Below are 17,397 nucleotides of genomic sequence, written 5' to 3'. Positions count from 1 at the left end.
CCGCGGGAGTCGCGGAGGGGAGTCGTGGCGAGGACCTACGGAGGAGCTATCGGGGGAGTCGTCGAGGGAGTCGTAGCGGGGACCGCGGGAGGGCTACCGGAGACCGGCGGGGACCGTACGATGGGACCACGGAAGTCCCGAGTCGGAAACCGAGGGACCGCATTCGAGGGCTACCGAGGGGGAATCAGCCGCGGAGGACTCCGAGAGACCGAGAGAGCGACCCCGAGCGAGCGTCGGCGCTCGGCTCAGGACCCGTCTTCGACCTGCACGCTGGCGGGACCGTCGAGGCTGAAGCCGGTGATCTCGCCCGAGAAGCGGTAGCCGTCCTTACCGCCGAACACCGACCCGGTTATCTCGCCGCTCGAAACGCTGTCGTTCTTCTGAATCGAGCCGAGTTCGGTACTCTTGCGGGCCGCGCCGCTGACCTCGAAGGTGTAGTCGGCCGCCTGCCGCGGGCGGTTGCCGCCGTCGATGATCAGCTTGTTCGGGAGGACGAGGTCGTCCACGGCGACTTCGTTTCCGCCGAGGTGGAGCGTCCAGACGCTCTCGTCCAGATTCACCGCGGTAATCGCGCCGTCCACGTAGAAGGCGTCGCCGTAGCCGTTGCCCGCGACGCCGGAGACCGTCACCGTGCCGTCGCCGTTGTCGGTCACGCTGTCGGCCGCTTCCGCTGTGTGTCCGCCGTCGGCCGCCGTCGTGCGGCCGCGGACGCTCCCCTCGACGGTGAACTCGTACTTGACGCTGGAGGCGTTCTCGTCGGGGACCAGCTCGAAGAGGGTGCCCGCGGGTTGGGCGGCGGACCCGTCGTCGGTGGTCGTCTCGTCGCCGGTCGTCGTCTCGTTCGCGGGCGAAGAGGTGTTCTCCGACGAGTCGATCTCGCCCGAGGCGGCCTCCTCGGCCGACATCGGAACGCTCGCGGGCGGCGTGACGTCGGGGTTGCCCGAGACGTTGACCTGTTCGACCGGTCCCGTGACGGGACCTTCGACTCGGCAGTTCTCCAGCGTACCCGACCCGCCGTCGCTGGCGAGCACGGCGTGGGAGCCTTGGACCGAGATGTCGCAGTTGATGGCCTTGATTCCGGACTGCTCCTTGAACCAGAGGCCGCGAGCGTTGACCTGTCCCGACTCGTTGGTCGAGACGACGTCCTGATTCTCGACGTGGATGACGCTGTCCTTGATGTAACAACCGGGCGCACCGAGCCGACAGTTCTCGATGTTGTTGTTCTTCAGGTAGGCGTTCTCGACCTGTGTCGCGCCCATGCCGTGACTCTGGGAGACGCCCGAGTGGGACATGTACATGCCGTCGGCCGACCAGCCGGTGACGTTGATGTTCCGAATCGTGACCGTCCCGTGATTGTCCCAGTCGGAGACCGCGGCGTGACCACAGCGGTCGGCCGCGCCGTCGCCCAGGTAGATGTTCTCGGCCAGCGCCTCGCCCTCCTCGGTACAGCGGAGGTAGAACGTGCCGTAGGTTCCGTCCCGGTCGTTGTTCTCACCCTTGACGCCGACGTTCCGGACCGTCCAACCGCTACCGTAGGTCAGGAGCTTCACGTGCGCGCCGTCGGCCGTGATGTCGATAAGCTTGTTCTCGAACGTCTCGCCCGCCCGCACCTTGATGACCTTCCGGGTGTTCGCGGGGACCTTGATGGTGTCGTACTCCGCGCCCTGGGCGGCGTTCGCCGAGACGCCTGCCGCCCCGACCGTCGCCGCTGCAGCACCCGCCATCTTCAGGTACGAGCGGCGGTCGAGTAGTGATTCGTCCGAACTGCGGTCGCGTGCCGTATCGTCGCGTGCCATGTATTTCTCAATGCGAAACCAGTCATTCATAAAGCTATCGACTTAGGTTCAATGCTACATTACTGTTTTAAGTGTTATGGCTGGGTGTGAAACGGTCGGGACGGAACGGTCCGAAATTCCGGAAACACCCGATTTCCCCAGAGTAATGGCGCGTTAACCGGGCAATCGCGGCGTAGGACGTATCTTCGCGGTGACAGACGGCGCATAACAAAGGCCGAACGGGCGCTGGATTTCGGTACATGGCTGACCGCCCGCAGACGAACATGGAGACTCTCCTCGTCGGATTGGACGCGGGGTGTCGGCCGGTCCTCGACCCGCTGTTCGAGTCCGGCGCGCTCCCCAATCTGGCGTCGGTCTTCGACTCGGGGGCGGCCGGGCCGCTGGAGTCCCAGATTCCGCCGTGGACTCCGAGCGCGTGGCCCTCGCTGTACACCGGCGTCAATCCCGGCAAGCACGGCGTGTTCGGGTTTCTGACCTTCGACGGCTACGACTGGGACGTGGTGAACGCGACCCACGTCCGAGAGCGGACCCTCTGGGACCTGCTGGACTACCACGGCAAGTCGAGCGTCGTGGTGAACGCTCCGGTCACGCACCCGCCCGGCGAAATCGACGGCGCGATAGTGCCCGGTTACACCGCCCCGGAGGACCCCGACTGTCACCCCGACGGACTGCTAGACGAGATTCGAGACGAAATCGGCGACTACCGCGTGTACGCCCCCCGAGACGCCGAGGGAAGCGAGAAAGTCGCGTGGTACGAGCAACTGATCGAGATGCGCGGCGAGGCGTTTCGCTACCTCGCCTCGCGGTTCGACCCCGAGTTCGGCTTCGTGCAGTTCCAGCAGACCGACACCGTGTTCCACGAGTTCCCCGGCGACGACGAGACGGTCCGGACCGTCTACGAGGCGGTGGACGAACAGGTCGGCGAGATTCTGGACGCCTGCGACCCCGACACCGTAATCGTCGCCAGCGACCACGGGATGGGCGAGTACACCGGCCACGAGTTCCGGCCGAACGAGTACCTCCGCGAGCGGGGACTGGTCGAGACGACCACCGAGGGCCAGGGGATGCCCACGTGGTCCACCATCGCGGACAACCAACTTCAGGACGGCAAAGAGGGGAGGAAAGCCGCCGACGGGAGCGACCGGCCGAGCCTCGCCGAGCGCGCGGTGACAGGTCTCGCCAGCGCGGGCGTCACAAGCCAGCGCGTCTACAACGCGCTCGACGCGGTGGGTCTCGCGGAGTTCGCGGCCCGTCACGTCCCGACCGACGTGGCCCGCGCCGGCTCCGAGCAGGTCGATTTCCCCGACTCGAAGGCGTACGTGCGCGACCGCATCGAACTCGGGGTCCGGATAAATTTGGCGGGTCGCGAACCCGAGGGCGTCGTTCCGGAACGCGAGTACGACCGGCTCTGCGACGACCTCGTGGATGCGCTGTCGGCCGTCGAGACCCCCGACGGGAAACCCGTCTTCGAGCGGGTCGCTCGGCGCGACGAGGTCTTCTCCGGCCCGTACGTCGAGGAAGCGCCCGACGTAATCACGGTCCCGCGTGAGTTCGACGAGTTCCTCTCGACGCGGGTCGGCGACGGACAGTTCGGCCCGCCGAGCGAACCGTACAACCACAAGCGCGACGGTATCGTGGCGATTTCGGGCGAGGGCGCGACGCCGAGCGCCGACCTCTCGGACGCCCACCTCTTCGACGTGGCACCGACGATTCTGGCGACGATGGGGGTTCCCGCGGCCGACCGGATGGACGGGTCGGTCCTCCCGGCGGTGCGGTCGGCGGGAACCGAATCGTACCCCGCGCTCGACGCGGGCGAACAGGAAGCGACCGACGACGGAGACGTCGAAGCGCGACTCGCGGATCTCGGCTATCTCGAATAACATGAGCGTGACAATCGAGCAGGAAGGTATCAGTATCGGAACCGTAGCGGACTTCGACCATCACGATTGGGACGACCTCGTGGCCCGGTCGCCCCAGACCACGCCGTTCCACTATCGGGAATCGCTCGCGGTGCAGGCGGCCCACGCGGACGCGGACCTCCACCTCCTCGTGGGCTACAAGGGCCACGAGGCGGTCGGTCTCTTCCCCGTCTTCGAGAAGCGCAAGGGCGGGATGGCGATGGCGTTCTCGCCCGCGCCCGGTCTCTGGGTCACGTATCTCGGTCCCGCGCTCCTGAACCACTGGAAGCTCAAGCGCCGCAAGCGCGAGCGCCGGAACAAGCGGTTCGTTCGGGGCTGTCTCGACTGGATAGAGAGCGAACTGAAGCCGAAACACACCCAAATTCGGCCGGGTCCCGAGTATCGGGACGTGCGGCCCTTCGAGTGGAGCGAGTTCGACATCGACGTGCGCCACACCTACTCGGTGGACCTGACGCGGGGCGAGGAGGACGTGCTGATGTCGTTCTCCAGCGACGCCCGGAACAACGTCCGGACCGACGGCGACTATCGCGTCTACGAGGGCGGCATCGACGAGATTCGGGCGGTCATCTCGCAGGTCCGGGCGCGCCACGACGAACAGGACGAGAACTACGGCGTGACGCCGCGGTTCGTCGCCGACCTCTACGAGCGACTGCCCGAGGGGACGGTCCGGCCCTACGCCTGCGAAATCGACGGCGAAATCGCGGGCGGGATGGTCGCGCTGGAGGCCGGCGACACCGTCTACCGGTGGCAGGGCGGCGCGAAACACGACCACGACCTGCCGGTCAACGACCTCGTGGACTGGGCCATCATGACCGACGCGATGGACCGCGGCGTCGAGAACTACGACCTCGTGGGTGCCAACGAGGAACGGCTCTGTGGCTACAAGGCCAAGTTCGCGCCCGAACTCCGGTCGTACTACACGATGGAGACCGGCACGGCCGTCACCAACGCGCTGTCGAGCGTCTACAAGAAGTTCCGGTAGGGCGGCCGCCTCGTTTCGAGTCGGAGACGCCGGACGATAACCTCGCCCTGCGGATTCGCTCAGGCTCGGCGTAAATTTTCTCGTCGCACGTCAGTCGGCACGTTCGCCGGATTTTCGCTGGATTATCGACCGCACAGGGAGCGCGTTCGCCGGCCGGGTCGGTTCCGGAACGTCCCACAGGCACGGCGTTCGCTCGGCCGGGTTAGCCGCAGGCACCGCCTGTCGCCACCGATTTTAACGAGTCGTCAGAGCCGTTAGCGGCTCTGTGGCCCCCGGCTAAGCGGCCGGGAACAATACCGGGCGAGGACGTAGCGAGTGGCGAGTCGGTCGCGAGAGGCGACCGTGAGACACGATGTCGAGCAAACACAACACCGTCGTCGTCGGCTTCGACGCGCTGGACTTCAGATACCTCGACGAGTTCGAGTCGTCGCTCCCCGAGTTCGAGCGACTCCGGAACGAGGGCGTCGAGGCACCCCTCGAATCGACCTTTCCGCCGTGGACCGGGAGCGCGTGGCCCTCGATGTACACCGGGACCGACCCGAGCCACCACGGCACCTACGGCTTCTTCCACTCCACCGCGGGCTACCCCGACGAGGACGAACTCGTCACGAGAAACCGGGTCCGCCAGCCCGCGCTGTGGAACTACCTGACCGCGTTGGACGAACCCGCGGTGGTGTTGAACGTGCCCGTGACCCACCCCGCGGAACCGGTCGCGGGCGTCCTCGTGCCGGGATATCTCGCCCACGAGGAGGACGCGGGCTACCCGGAGGGCATCCGGAGCGAGCTGTCGGAGGCCATCGACGGCGAGTACCGCATCTACGCCGACGCCGAGACGAGCGACGACCACGACCGCAAGCGCGAGAGCTACCTCGACCTGATTCGGATGCGCGGCGAGGCCGCCGAGTACGTCCTCGCGGAGTACGACTGGCGGGTCGCGGTCGTACAGGTCCAGAAGACCGACACGGTGTTTCACAACTTCGACGACCGCGAGACCTTCCGGCGGGCCTACGAGCGCGCCGACGAAGTGTTGGGTCGGGTCCGCGAGGCCGCGGGCGACGCCAACGTCGTCGTCTGCTCGGACCACGGAATGGGCGAGGTGGACGGCTACACGGTCTACCTCAACGAAATCCTCCGCGACGCGGGGTTCGTCGAGGCGACCGCCGACTCGTCCGGCCCGAGTCTGATGACCGAGAAGGCGACGCTGACCGGCGCGGCCGACGGCGCGAGCGGCGGGGACGGTGCCGCGGGAGCGAGCGCGGACGGCGGCCCGTCGGTCACGGGACAGGTCGTCTCCGCCGCGACGACGGCGCTCGGCACGGTCGGGGTGACGCCGGGCGACGCCTACTCGCTGGCGACCAGACTCGGGGTCGGCGACCTCCTGACCGACGTCCTGCCCTACGAGGCGGTGTCGGCCGCCAGCGAGGGCGTCGATTGGGCGAACTCGAAGGCCTACACCCGGAGCGTCGAACTCGGCGTCCGGGTGAATCTGGCTGGCCGGGAACCGTCCGGCGTGGTCACGCCCGAGGAGTACGAGGGCGTCCGTGACGACCTCATCGACCTGCTCTCGACCCTGCGGACGCCCGACGGCGACCCGGTGTTCGAGTGGGTCCGGCGGCGCGAGGAGGTCTACGACGGGCCGTACACCGAGCAGGCCTGCGACGTCCTCTTCATGCCCGCCGACATGAACCACACGCTCAGTACGAACCTCATCGGCCAGCGGTTCGTCCCGACCGAGACCCACGACCACCAGCGCGACGGCGTGTTTCTCGCCGACGGCCCGGCGTTCGCCGACGACGCGGGCTTCGAGGCTCCCGACGCCGACCCCGCGCTCGACGCCGACGGTGCGCGGCCCGGCGCGCTCTCGCTGACCGACGTGGCCCCCATCGCGATGGCCGCCGCGGGACTCGACGTGCCCGCGCGGATGACCGGCGAGGTCCCCGAGGACCTGCTCGCCGACTCCGTTTCGCGCAGGGACTACGGCGACGTTCCGTTCGGGACCGACCGCGCTGCGGGCGACGACGGCTCGGTCGAACGGCGACTCGAAGACCTCGGCTACCTCTGACGCGCCGGTTGCGGTCGGGAACGTCGATTGCTCGCGTGATTCGTTCAGGGGCCTTCTCGGACTCGTTCAGCGGTCTGGTCGGACTCCACGGAACCCTCGACCCGGCGCGTGCTGGCGCGACCCCTCGCGGGTCGCGTCCACACGCGCGAGGTCTGCGCGAACCGACGTGAGCGTAGGCTCGGAAGACGCGGTTCGTCTTCCGGTGGCTGAGTAGCGCAACGTAGTGGGGAACGCAATCGGGTGGGGAGGACGAAGCGCGGTGCCGTGCGGTCGCAGTGCTGCGCGGTCAACTCCTCGGCGTCGGCTTCAGTTAGCGGTGCAGTTGCGTTCGTAGAGCAGTGCGTTCGCAGAGCGGTCCGGACTCGCGGTACAGTTGCTGTCGCGGTCCGAGAGCCTCCGCTCACGATTTCAGCAACTCTCGCCGGACCGACCGCGAAAAATCGGAACGCGACTCGGACCGCTCCGCTCAGACCGTCTCTTCCAGTTCGGCCGCGAGGCCGTCGAGCAGGTACTCCGCCGAGGTCCGCGTCGTCGCCATCGGCACGTCGTGAACGTCGCAGATTCGTAGGAGCGCGGTGATGTCCGGTTCGTGAGGTTGGGCGGTCAGCGGGTCCCGGAGGAAGACGATGCCGTCGAGTCGGTCCTCGACGACCTCCGCGCCAATTTGGGTGTCACCGCCGACCGGTCCCGACTTTTTGCGCTCGATTTCGAGACCCGTCTCCTCGGCGATGCGCTGGCCGGTCGTGCCGGTCGCCACGAGGTCGAACGACGCGAGCAGCGACTCGTGGTCGGTGACGAGGTCGATGATTTCGGGCTTCTCGTCGTCGTGGGCGATGAGCGCGACGCGGGGCATACCGACGACTCGGCGCGCAGGCGCAAAAGACTACCCGACGAGCAATAGCGACCAGTGGTTGCGAACTATCGAGGCGGGGAAAAGACTGGTGGAGTTAGTTCATCGTCGTCTCGATTCGACACGACCCGCTGGTCCGGAGTCCGCGCGTGGTCACGTTCGCGTCCTCGGTCCGGATGGCCTCGCCGCCCACGTCGATGGTCGAGTTCCGGACCGCACACCCCGAGGCGTCCTCGACCGCGATGCCGTCGCGCGACCCGCCGTGCTGGATGCAGACGCGCTCGAACCGGCAGTCGTCGCGCCGGGCCGTCCGGACCGCGGTGCCGGTCGTCGCGTCGCCGGAGATGCGGACGTTCCGGGCCGTGACGCGCGTGCGCTTCGGGAGACGGTCCATGCTCGGGATGGTCTGGCCGTCCATGCTCTCGATTGGGTCCCGGAGGCTGACGGCGTAGGTGTCGGCGTCGATTCGGATGTCCGTGTTCGCTATCGTCACCTCGCCGAACTGCGTGCCGACGACGATGCCGCCCGAACTGTAGGTCCCGGTCAGGTCGGTGATGGCGATGTCGCAGTTCTCGATGCGGGCGCTCGCGCCTTCTTCGGCCCAGATGCCCCGCATGTTCGGCTTGTGGTTCGGCCGCCTCGGGTCGTCTACGCGCACGGTCGCGCCGCGCACGAGCGCGCCCGCGGTCCCGCCGCCGACCCGGACCTGCTCGATGCCGTTGTTGGCGTAGTAGCCGCCCAGAATCCGGAGCGGGCCGGAGTGGTACGCGCTGTAGAGACCCTCGTGCCAGTCCTCGATGCGGCAGTTCCGGAAGGTCAGCGTCCCGGTGCTCGCGGGGAAGACGAACATCGCGTCGCCGGTGGTCGAGCCGTCGGGGAGCGCGACGTTCTCGAAGGTCAACTCGCCGTCCGGGTCGGTCACTTCTATCTCGAACCCGTTTCGGGGCACGTGGCGGTGCCCGCGGACGACGACGTTCCGGACCACGCTCGTCCCGCCCCCGACTCCGACACGGGCGATCGGCGCGACGCCCTTGCCACGGCAGTCGATGGTGAACCCCTCGAAGAGCAGGTCGTCCAGCCTGGCCCACTTCAGCCAGTAGGTCGCGTCGCTGGGCGCGGCGAGCACCGCGTCGTCGCCGACGATGCCGAGGTTCCGGTAGTCCGTCGCGCGCCACTCCGCGAGGCGGTAGCGCCCCGACGGGAAGTAGAACAGCGTGTCGTCACCGGACTTCTCCTCGAGGAACGCCTCCATCGCCTCGCCGTCCTGGGTATCGACGCTCGCAGTCGCGACGTTCACGACGGTCTCGTAGCCGCGCCGGTCGGCCAGTTCGCTCGGCGTGGCCGTCTCGGTCGGTTCGCCGGTCGCGGTCGGTTCGTCGGTCGTAGTCCGCTCGCCCGGCGTCGTTTCGGTCGTTTCGGTCGGTGCGCTCGTCGTCGGCCCGCGGTCGGTCCGACCACACCCCGCGAGCGATCCGACCGCCGCGACGGTCCCGGCGGTTCGGAGATACGCGCGCCTCGTCGCCGAACGCTCCTCGTCGGTCACGTTACCCACTCGGTCGTTTCGGGATATTGTTATGTCCGTCCTGCGCGGCGTTCAGGCGTCGCTTTCCGGGCGAGAACCGGGGCGACTCCGGCCGAGCAGGGCGAGACGCTTCGCGGCAGGCCGCGAAGCGTCTCGCCGACTACCCCGACTCCTTGCCGACTCCCCAATTCCTCGCCGACTACCCCGACTCCTCGACGGGTCGCCCGAGGACGACCCGCGACCAGAGCCACCGGAGCGGCGGCAGGCCGTCGGCGACCCACAGCGCGACCACGGCCGAGAGCAGGCCGAGTTCGACCGCGAGGTAGGGCGACACCTCGCCGCGGGCCAGTCGCTCGACGTAGCGCGAGAACAGCGTCCGGAGCATCTCGGCGAACCCGACGCCGGTCTCGGGCGAAGAGACCGGGACGACCGGCCAGAGTAGGAAGTCGTAGTTCGCCTCCCCGCCGACCAGCAGGGGGTAGAACGCGTCGCTCGGCAGGTGGCTGAGATAGCCGAACGCGAACGCCGCGCCGACTCGACTCGCGCCGGGCGCGTCGCCGTCCCGCCGGCGGTCGAGCGCGACCCCGACCGTCGCGGCGAGCGCCGCCAGCGGGAGCGCCGCGAACAGCGAGTGCGCCAGCGAGTGGCCCGACGGCAGGACGCCGAAGGTCCACGCGAGCGGTTTGTCCACCAGGTCGGGGAACTGCGTGCCGACCGCGAGCGCGACGACCGGCCACGGTCGCGGCGCTCCCCGGCCCGCGAGTCGAACCGCGAGCGAGTAGCCCAGATAGCCGACGGCGAGGTGTTCCCACGGCCACATCGTCGCTTACCCCCGGCTTCCCCCCGTCGCGCGGTGACGCTCGAACGCCCTCGTCGCGCGGTGACGCCCGAATGCCCCCGTCACGCGGTGACGTTCACCCAGACGTGGACGTGGCGGTAGGCGTTCTCCGTCGTCGGGTTCTGAGGCGGGTCGCCCTCGTAGACGAGGTAGGTCAGCCGCAGGTTCTCGCCGGTCATCGTCGGCGTGACCTCGTGGGTGGTCTGCCACGTCCGGCCCGCGCCCACGGTCGGCGTGAACGTCGCCAGTTTCCGGTCTTGGACCACCTTCGGCGCGCCGCCGTCGGCGTTCCGGACGCGCTGGAGTTCGACCACCACCGAGTAGTCGGTCCGCTCGCCCTCGTGGTTGGTCAACTCCACGACCAGCGGCTTGCTCTCGCCGCGCGTGAAGTTGCTCGGGTAGTCGTCCGCGACGAGTTGGCCCGTCTCGTTCTGCGAGAGGAGCGCGACGCCGGTGTACTGCTGGCCCGGTCCGGGCGCGGCGACGGCGTAGCCCATCGCGCCGACCGCCAGCAGGACCCCGAGCGCGAGACCGACGTTCAGCGCGCGCTCCGAGGCCGGCCCGGTCAAGACCGACCGCTTGGCGTCGCCGAGCCACGCCCGCACCGGGAGCGAGAACCGGCGGTCGGCCGGCCGGCGGAGTCGCCGCGCCGCGCCGACGACCGCGAACAGCGCCGTCACGACCGCGACCGAGAGCAGGACGGTCGCGGGCACGATGGACCACGGCGAGAGCGAGAGCGCGACGGCCAACAGCGGGAGCAGCGCGAGGCTGACGCCGAAGCCGAGCGCGAGACGTTCGGCTCCGGAGAGTCCGTGCTGGCGGACCTCGGCGAAGGTCACGTCCGTCCGCGCGTCGTCGGGCGTCGCACCGGGGAACAGCGCCGAGACGAGGGCGTAGCCCGGCGCGAAAAAGAGGAGCGGTAGCCCGAGCGCAGCCGCCAGCGGCGTCCCGTAGACGCCGGGTTGCGAGAGGACGACGACCGCGAGCGCGACGTAGCCGACGACCGCGAGGAGGTCCGCCGCGAGTTGGGGACGCGCGAGGCGGTCGATCCACGCGTCGGCGGGCGTTTCGTGACTCATCGTTCGACCGACGTGACCTCCTCGTCGGGTCGGGGACACTCGAAGCTGATTCGACGGCTCATTACTCCATTCCAAGGCCGGATTGCCACTTTGTTATCGCCCGAGTGTCCGGTGGTAAGCCGCGATTACCTCGGTTCCCGACTGGCGACTGACCGTTTCACGGTCTCGCTGGCCGGCTCGTGCGACCCGCCGAGCGCGACGCAGGTCGCCCCTGCCAACGCCTCAGTCCGTATATAACAAAGACCCGAACGCGGACATATGTAGAGTAACGTTCGCCCCGGCGCTCTCCGTCCGGGGAGAACAACGACAATCCCGGAATAACCGGGACGACGGTTCGATACTATGCTTCCGAAACGCCAAATAGCGGTTCTCGACGGGAGGAACGAGTCGTGAGACGAACAGTGTTGGCCGCGGCGTTCGCCGCGTTGCTCGTGGCGGCCCCGATGGTCGGGTCGGTTGGCGCGAGCGCGGCGTCGCCCGAGGCCGCGAACGCGCCCGGCCCGTCCGAGCGATGGTCTCAGACGGTCGGCGGCGGCGACGACGACAAACTGGCGACGGGCCTGCGGGTAGACGGCGGCTATCTCGCCGTCGGTTGGTCGAACAGTTCGACCGACGGTGCCCACGACGGCTACGTGGCGATGCTCGACCGCGCGGGCGAGACGAAGTGGGAGCGAAGCTACGGCGGGTCCGGCGTCGACCGCATCTTCGACGTCGAACGGGTCGAAGACGGCTACCTGCTGGCCGGGATGTCCGCCGAGGAGTCCGGAGGCGCGTGGGACGGGTGGCTGCTGAAAATCGGCCCCGACGGCGAGAAGCGCTGGTCGAAGACCTACGGCGAGGCCGGTCCCGACGAGTTCTGGTCGCTGGCGAAGTCCGGCGACCGAATCTACGTCTCGGGCTTCAGCGACGAGCGCGGGAACGCCGAGGCGTGGGCGATGGAACTGACCGAGGGCGGCGACACGGTCTGGAGCGAGACCTACGACACGCAGCGCGCGAACACCGACGAGTACGTCAACTCCATCTTCGTGACCGACGGCGGCGACCTCCTGATGACCGGCACCACGACGAGCGACCGAGTTGACCCGGCCGACGCGTGGGTACTGAAGGTGAACGGCGACGGCGACCGCGAGTGGAGCAAGACGTACGGCGGCGAGGAGTACGACCGGATTCACGACGCGACGGTCGCCTCCGACGGCGGGTTCGTCCTCGCGGGGCGGACCGCGAGTAAGGGCGCGGGCCAGCAGGATGGTTGGATGCTGAAGATAACCGGCGACGGCGAGACCGCGTGGGACCGAACCTTCGGCACCGAGCGCGGCGACGCTTTCTACGGCATCCACAACGACCCCGACGGCGGCTACGTCCTCTCGGGGACCGAACACGTCCTCGGCGACGAGGGCGCGGACGGCTGGATCGTCAAGACCGACGCCGCGGGCAAGCGCGACTGGTCGCGGACCTACGGCGACAGCTACTGGGACAAGTTCTGGCCGGTCGTCGAGGGCCACGACGGCGGCTACCTCGCGGTCGGCGAATCGACCAGTTACGGCGAGAGCCGCGACGGGTGGGTCGTCCGGATCGGCGGTCCCGCGGTGGCCGCCATCGAGGACGCCGCCGCGAACCAGACCGGGACGACCGTGACCTTCGAGGAGTCACCCGTGCAGGCGGTCACGCTCGCCGACTCGAACGTCTCGGGTGTCCTCGCGGTCGCGGAGCGGACCGACGCGACCGACCTCTCGCCGCCGGGCGACGCGCTCTACGCGGTCGAGATGGACGGTCCCGCGACGCTGGCCAACGGCTCTGCGACGGTCGAGTTCGCGGTCCGGAAGAGCGCGGTCGAGGCGGAACTCTCGGACGTGCGCGTCGCCGAGCGGACCGACGAGGGATGGTCGCTGCTGGCGACGAGCGTCGTCTCCGAGGCGAACGGCACGGCGACTCTCTCGGCTGACGTGACGGGCACCGGCACGCTGGCGGTGACGAGCGTGCCCGCGCCCTCGGCGACCATCGACGCGAAGACGGCGGTGCCGGTCGGCGAGTCGGTCGAACTCTCCGCGAGCGGCTCGACCGCCGAGAACGGGAGCGTGGCGGCCTACGAGTGGTCGGTCGGCGACCGGTCGGCGACCGGCGAGACCGCGACGCTCAGCTTCGACTCGCCGGGCGAGCGCACGGTGAATCTGACGGTCACGGACGAGCACGGACTCCGCGACACCGCGACGAAGATGCTCGTGGTCAACGACCGGCCCGAGGTCGCGGTTCGGACGCCCGACTCCGTGACGGTCGGCAAGGCCGGGAGTTTCTCGGCGAACGTCTCCGACGACGTCGGCGACGTGACGGTGACGTGGAAGTTCGGCGACGGCGAAGTGACCGGGAAGTCCGTCGAACACAGCTTCGGGTCGCCCGGCACTCGGACCGTCACCGTCGTCGTCGAAGACGAGTACGGCGCGACCGTGACGAAGGAGGTGCAGGTCGAGGTGGCCGCGCAGGACGAACCGGCGACGACCGAGGCGACCGAGACGGCAGATGCCGACGGCGGCGTGCCCGGATTCGGCGCGGGCGTGACGTTGGTCGCGCTACTGGCCGCCGCGCTGGTCGCGGTCCGACTCCGCGACTGACGGTCGGTCACTTCGTGACCACCGGCGGCGAAATTAGCAGTCCGGAAATATGGCCGACGACGGCTCGCACACCTATCAGTAATTTTCTGTTTCGATCCGTTTTACGGCGGTACGGTGCGCGTAACGTTCCGTTACGGGCGGGAGGGTAGTGTATACTAAAGTCCCTCTCGCCTCTAAAACTGAAGTACGAAGACCGAACCTCGGTGATTAACCCTGAGTTGGACACTCCCCACCGCAGAACTGGACGAATCGTTCGAAGACGGCGAAGTCATGTTCGCCGTGGACGACACGGACGACGAACGCACGACGGTCATCGCCGACGTGTCGAACGACGAAGCGTATCTGGCGATGCCGTTCGAAGAGTCCCGGACGCTCTCGCAGTGGCGATAGCGCGATAGCCGCCCTACTTCTCCCTCGACGCCGACGCCAGTCGCGTCACGCGTTGAGCGACTCTCCCGACGTTCGACCCGAATCAGAACTCCCTTCTCGCTCCTCCGCGAACGACGTTACCGATGAACGTGATACTCACGCTCCTCGCGCTGCTGACGGGGTTTTTGACGGGCGCGCTGTTCACTTTCCTCGGCATCCCGCTGCCCGCGCCGCCCGAACTCCCCGGTTTGGTCGGCATCGTCGGCGTCTATCTCGGATACAGGGCGGTCGAGTACTTCGACGCGGGTATCGACCTGCTCGCGGCGCTCGGACTGGCGGGATGAGCGAAACGAACGATTTGTACGCGTGAGTCGCTGTCCTTCGTCTCTAAAAACGAATCCTCTTCCTCGGCGTTCGGTACGTCGTCGGAGAGTCGAAGTGCGATGCCGGGACGAACAAACACAGCGCCGCGACTCTGCGGTCTCGGTCGATAGCCGTCCCGTCGGTCGAGTCTGCTGAAGTCGGGCGGCCGCGCAGCGTCGCTACTCCGAGTTACCGGAGACCGAACGTCGAGAGAAACGAAGAGTCGGTCAGTACGAGCGTTCCTTCGGCTCGTAGGTCTTGTCCTCGCCTTCGAGGATGACCGGCTTGTACCACAGTTCCGGCGTGCCGTCGTTCCACGACAGCATCGTGTGCTTGAGCCACTCGTCGTCCTTGCGCTCCTGGTGCTCCTGTCGCCAGTGGGCACCGCGGAACTCGTCGCGGGCCAGCGCGCCGAGCGTGATGGCCTCCGCGAGGTCGATGAGGTTGCGCGTCTCGATGGTGTGGATGAGGTCCGTGTTGAACGTCCGCGACGGGTCGTTGACGTACACGTCCTGATACGCCTCCCGGACTTCGCGGATGTCCTCGAGCGCCTGCTTCAGACCGTCCTCGTTCCGGAAGACGTTGACGTTCTCGGTCATCGACTGCTGGAGGTCCGCCCGGAGGTCCGAGTGCTTGATGCCCTCGTCTTTTTGCATCAGTTCCTCGATGCGAGTGCGTTCGCGCTCGACCGCCCGGCGGACCGTCTCGTCGGGGTCCACGACCGCCGCGCCGCCGTCCGCGGCCACGTCGTCGCTACCGTCGGCCACTGCTTCGTCGTCGCCCGAGGGGACCGCGCCGGGTTCGACCGGCGTGTCGAGACCGTCTTCCTCCTCGATTTCGGCGGTCTTGCCCTTCGTAATCTCGGCCTCGCCGAGGTCGGCGCCCGCGGCGTGACGACCGGCGCGCGCGCCGAAGACGATGAGTTCCGGCAGTGCGTTGCCGCCCAAGCGATTCGACCCGTGGACCGACACGCAGGCGCACTCCCCGGCGGCGTAGAGACCGTCGATGAGCGTCTCGCCGTTCTCGTCGGTCTCGATGCCGCCCATCTCGTAGTGCTGGCCGGGCTTGACCGGCATCGGCTCTTCGAGCGCGTCCACGCCCTCGAAGTCCCGCGCGAGGTGGAGGATGTTCTCCAGTCGGTCGGTGATACGCTCCTCGCCGAGGTGGCGCATGTCCAGATAGACGTACTCGTCTTCGACGCCGCGGCCGGCGTTGACCTCGGTGAGTTCCGCCCGCGACACCACGTCGCGGGAGGCCAGTTCCCCGGCGTTGTTGGCGTAACCGTACTCGAACATGAACCGCTCGCCCTCGCTGTTGTAGAGGATGCCGCCCTCCCCGCGGACGCCCTCGGAGATGAGGACGCCCGTCGAGGGGAGCGTCGTCGGGTGGAACTGGACGAACTCCATGTCCTCGAGCGGGACGCCCGCTCGGTAGGCCATCGCCGCGCCGTCGCCGGTGTTGGCGACCGCGTTGGTCGTGTGGTCGTACACCTGTCCGGTGCCGCCGGTGGCGAGGATGACCCCGTTGCGGGCCTTGAAGCCCTCGACCGCGCCGGTCTTGATGTCGTAGGCGACGACGCCGTGACACTCCCGGTCCTCGGCGTCGTCGTGGTCCGTGACCGCGAGGTTCGAGACGTACCACTCGTCGTACACCTGAATCCCGCGCTTGACGACCTGCTCGTACATCACGTGGAGCAGGTGGTGGCCGGTCTCGGCCCCGGCGTAGGTCGTCCGCGGGAACGAGAGACCGCCGAACGGGCGCTGGGAGACCCGGCCGTCGTCCTCTCGGGAGAACGGCATCCCCCAGTGTTCGAGTTGGACCGTCTCCTCGGGGCTGTCCTGCGCGAGGGTCTCGATTGCCGGGGCGTCGCCGAGGTAGTCCGACCCCTTCATCGTGTCGTAGGCGTGGAGTTCCCAGTCGTCGCCCTCTCGAATCGCCGCGTTGATACCGCCCTCGGCCGCGCCGGTGTGCGAACGGACCGGGTGGAGCTTCGTGACGATAGCCACGTCCGCGCCCTCCTCGTGGGCCGCGATGGCCGCTCGGAGTCCGGCACCGCCGCCGCCGATTACCAGAACGTCGTGTTCGTGCATAGTTGTAATCTTGTAGTGTTCGAGCTACCAGAACTTGAGGTTCTGCTTGACCGCCTCTCGCTTGAGTTCTTGGATGTGCTCGGTCAGCGGGATGTCCTTCGGACAGACGTTGGTACAGGAGAACTGCGTCTGGCACCGCCAGACGCCGTGTTCCTGGTCCATCACGTTCAGCCGGTGTTCCTTCATGTTCTCGCCCTCCCGCTCGTCCATGGCGAACCGGTAGGCCTTGTTGATGGCCGCCGGACCGAGATACTGGTTGTCACCGGCCGCGATGTTACACGAGGACATACAGGCACCGCACCAGATGCACCGCGTGGACATCTTGATCTTCTCGCGGTTCTCGCGGGTCTGTCGGTACTCTTCGAGGTCGCCGTCGGGGTCCTCCTCGGGCTGGAAGAACGGTTCGACCGCGTGCATCTGGTCGTAGAAGTGTTCCATGTCCACGACGAGGTCCTTCACCACGTCCTGGTGGGGGAGCGGCTCGACCCGGACCGGCTCTTCGAGGTCCGAAATCTGGGTCTGACAGCCGAGTCGCTGGCGACCGTTGATGAACAGCGCGTCCGACCCGCAGACCGCCTGTCGGCACGAGTGGCGGAAGGTCAGCGTGGTGTCGTAACGGTCGCGGGCGTAGATGAGCGCGTCGAGGACCGTCATCCCCTTCTGCTTCGGGACGGCGAAGTCGTCGAAGCGCGGTTCCATCTTCCCCTCGACCTCGGGGTCGTAGCGGAACACCTTCAGTCGGAACGACTCGCCCTCGATATCGGCGGGCGCGCCCGACACCGACTGCCGGCGCTGGGCGTCCCGCTGGTCGCGGCGCTGGTCGCCGTACGACGCGCCCTCGGAAATCTCGGCCTCGGTCTCGGCGTTGACCTCCTGTTCGGTCTCGCTCTGCTCTTTCTCTTCTGGTACTTGCGTGCTCAT

Annotated in this window: 13 protein-coding genes; 6 read left to right on the top strand and 7 right to left on the bottom strand. The window is 67.9% G+C overall.

Annotated features, from left to right (window positions below; genetic code table 11):
• Window positions 1–245: 245 nt before the first annotated feature.
• Window positions 246–1,796 (bottom strand): right-handed parallel beta-helix repeat-containing protein, encoded by a 1,551-nt coding sequence (locus tag M0R88_RS18065; protein ID WP_248654809.1) that lies wholly within the window; start codon window positions 1,794–1,796, stop codon window positions 246–248.
• Window positions 1,797–2,035: 239 nt separating this feature from the next.
• On the opposite strand from M0R88_RS18065, the gene M0R88_RS18060 reads away from it, so the two are divergent.
• From M0R88_RS18060 to M0R88_RS18050, 3 genes are all read left to right on the top strand, one after another.
• On the top strand, window positions 2,036–3,676 hold the full coding sequence (locus M0R88_RS18060) for an alkaline phosphatase family protein (protein ID WP_248654808.1): 1,641 nt from the start codon (window positions 2,036–2,038) through the stop codon (window positions 3,674–3,676).
• A gap of 1 nt (window position 3,677) precedes the next feature.
• Complete coding sequence (locus tag M0R88_RS18055; RefSeq protein ID WP_248654807.1) at window positions 3,678–4,697, top strand: GNAT family N-acetyltransferase; 1,020 nt, start codon at window positions 3,678–3,680, stop codon at window positions 4,695–4,697.
• 352 nt (window positions 4,698–5,049) lie between these two features.
• On the top strand, window positions 5,050–6,759 hold the full coding sequence (locus tag M0R88_RS18050) for an alkaline phosphatase family protein (protein ID WP_248654806.1): 1,710 nt from the start codon (window positions 5,050–5,052) through the stop codon (window positions 6,757–6,759).
• A gap of 466 nt (window positions 6,760–7,225) precedes the next feature.
• On the opposite strand, the gene M0R88_RS18045 is transcribed toward M0R88_RS18050, so the two are convergent.
• The 4 genes from M0R88_RS18045 to M0R88_RS18030 all read right to left on the bottom strand — a co-directional run bounded on the left by M0R88_RS18045 (window position 7,226) and on the right by M0R88_RS18030 (window position 11,048).
• On the bottom strand, window positions 7,226–7,612 hold the full coding sequence (locus M0R88_RS18045) for a methylglyoxal synthase (RefSeq protein WP_248654805.1): 387 nt from the start codon (window positions 7,610–7,612) through the stop codon (window positions 7,226–7,228).
• 94 nt (window positions 7,613–7,706) lie between these two features.
• A complete protein-coding gene (locus M0R88_RS18040; RefSeq protein WP_248654804.1) occupies window positions 7,707–9,152 on the bottom strand; it encodes a hypothetical protein in 1,446 nt (481 codons plus the stop codon).
• A 178-nt stretch (window positions 9,153–9,330) separates the two neighbouring features.
• Window positions 9,331–9,951: a metal-dependent hydrolase gene (locus M0R88_RS18035; RefSeq protein ID WP_248654803.1), complete on the bottom strand. Its 621-nt coding sequence runs from the start codon at window positions 9,949–9,951 to the stop codon at window positions 9,331–9,333.
• An 80-nt stretch (window positions 9,952–10,031) separates the two neighbouring features.
• Complete coding sequence (locus tag M0R88_RS18030; protein WP_248654802.1) at window positions 10,032–11,048, bottom strand: DUF1616 domain-containing protein; 1,017 nt, start codon at window positions 11,046–11,048, stop codon at window positions 10,032–10,034.
• Window positions 11,049–11,437: 389 nt separating this feature from the next.
• Here M0R88_RS18030 and M0R88_RS18025 point away from each other — a divergent pair, with 389 nt between their 5' ends.
• The 3 genes from M0R88_RS18025 to M0R88_RS18020 all read left to right on the top strand — a co-directional run bounded on the left by M0R88_RS18025 (window position 11,438) and on the right by M0R88_RS18020 (window position 14,367).
• Window positions 11,438–13,654, top strand: coding sequence for a PKD domain-containing protein (locus M0R88_RS18025; RefSeq protein WP_248654801.1), 2,217 nt, complete (start codon window positions 11,438–11,440; stop codon window positions 13,652–13,654).
• Between the two features lie 213 nt (window positions 13,655–13,867).
• Window positions 13,868–14,044, top strand: a complete 177-nt coding sequence (locus M0R88_RS18865; protein WP_438267215.1) for a DUF7556 family protein — start codon at window positions 13,868–13,870, stop codon at window positions 14,042–14,044.
• 122 nt (window positions 14,045–14,166) lie between these two features.
• The gene (locus tag M0R88_RS18020) at window positions 14,167–14,367 is read left to right on the top strand and encodes a XapX domain-containing protein (RefSeq protein ID WP_248654800.1); all 201 of its coding nucleotides are present in this window, start codon (window positions 14,167–14,169) and stop codon (window positions 14,365–14,367) included.
• A gap of 246 nt (window positions 14,368–14,613) precedes the next feature.
• On the opposite strand, the gene M0R88_RS18015 is transcribed toward M0R88_RS18020, so the two are convergent.
• Both M0R88_RS18015 and M0R88_RS18010 read right to left on the bottom strand, forming a co-directional pair.
• Window positions 14,614–16,476, bottom strand: coding sequence for an FAD-binding protein (locus tag M0R88_RS18015; RefSeq protein WP_248654799.1), 1,863 nt, complete (start codon window positions 16,474–16,476; stop codon window positions 14,614–14,616).
• A 24-nt stretch (window positions 16,477–16,500) separates the two neighbouring features.
• Window positions 16,501–17,397, bottom strand: a complete 897-nt coding sequence (locus M0R88_RS18010) for a succinate dehydrogenase/fumarate reductase iron-sulfur subunit (protein ID WP_248654798.1) — start codon at window positions 17,395–17,397, stop codon at window positions 16,501–16,503.

The sequence above is a fragment of the Halorussus gelatinilyticus genome (assembly GCF_023238445.1).
GTDB classification, from domain to species: domain Archaea; phylum Halobacteriota; class Halobacteria; order Halobacteriales; family Haladaptataceae; genus Halorussus; species Halorussus gelatinilyticus.
The sequence above is the reverse complement of the archived record's forward strand: the minus strand, read 5'-3'. Positions and strand labels throughout refer to the sequence as shown.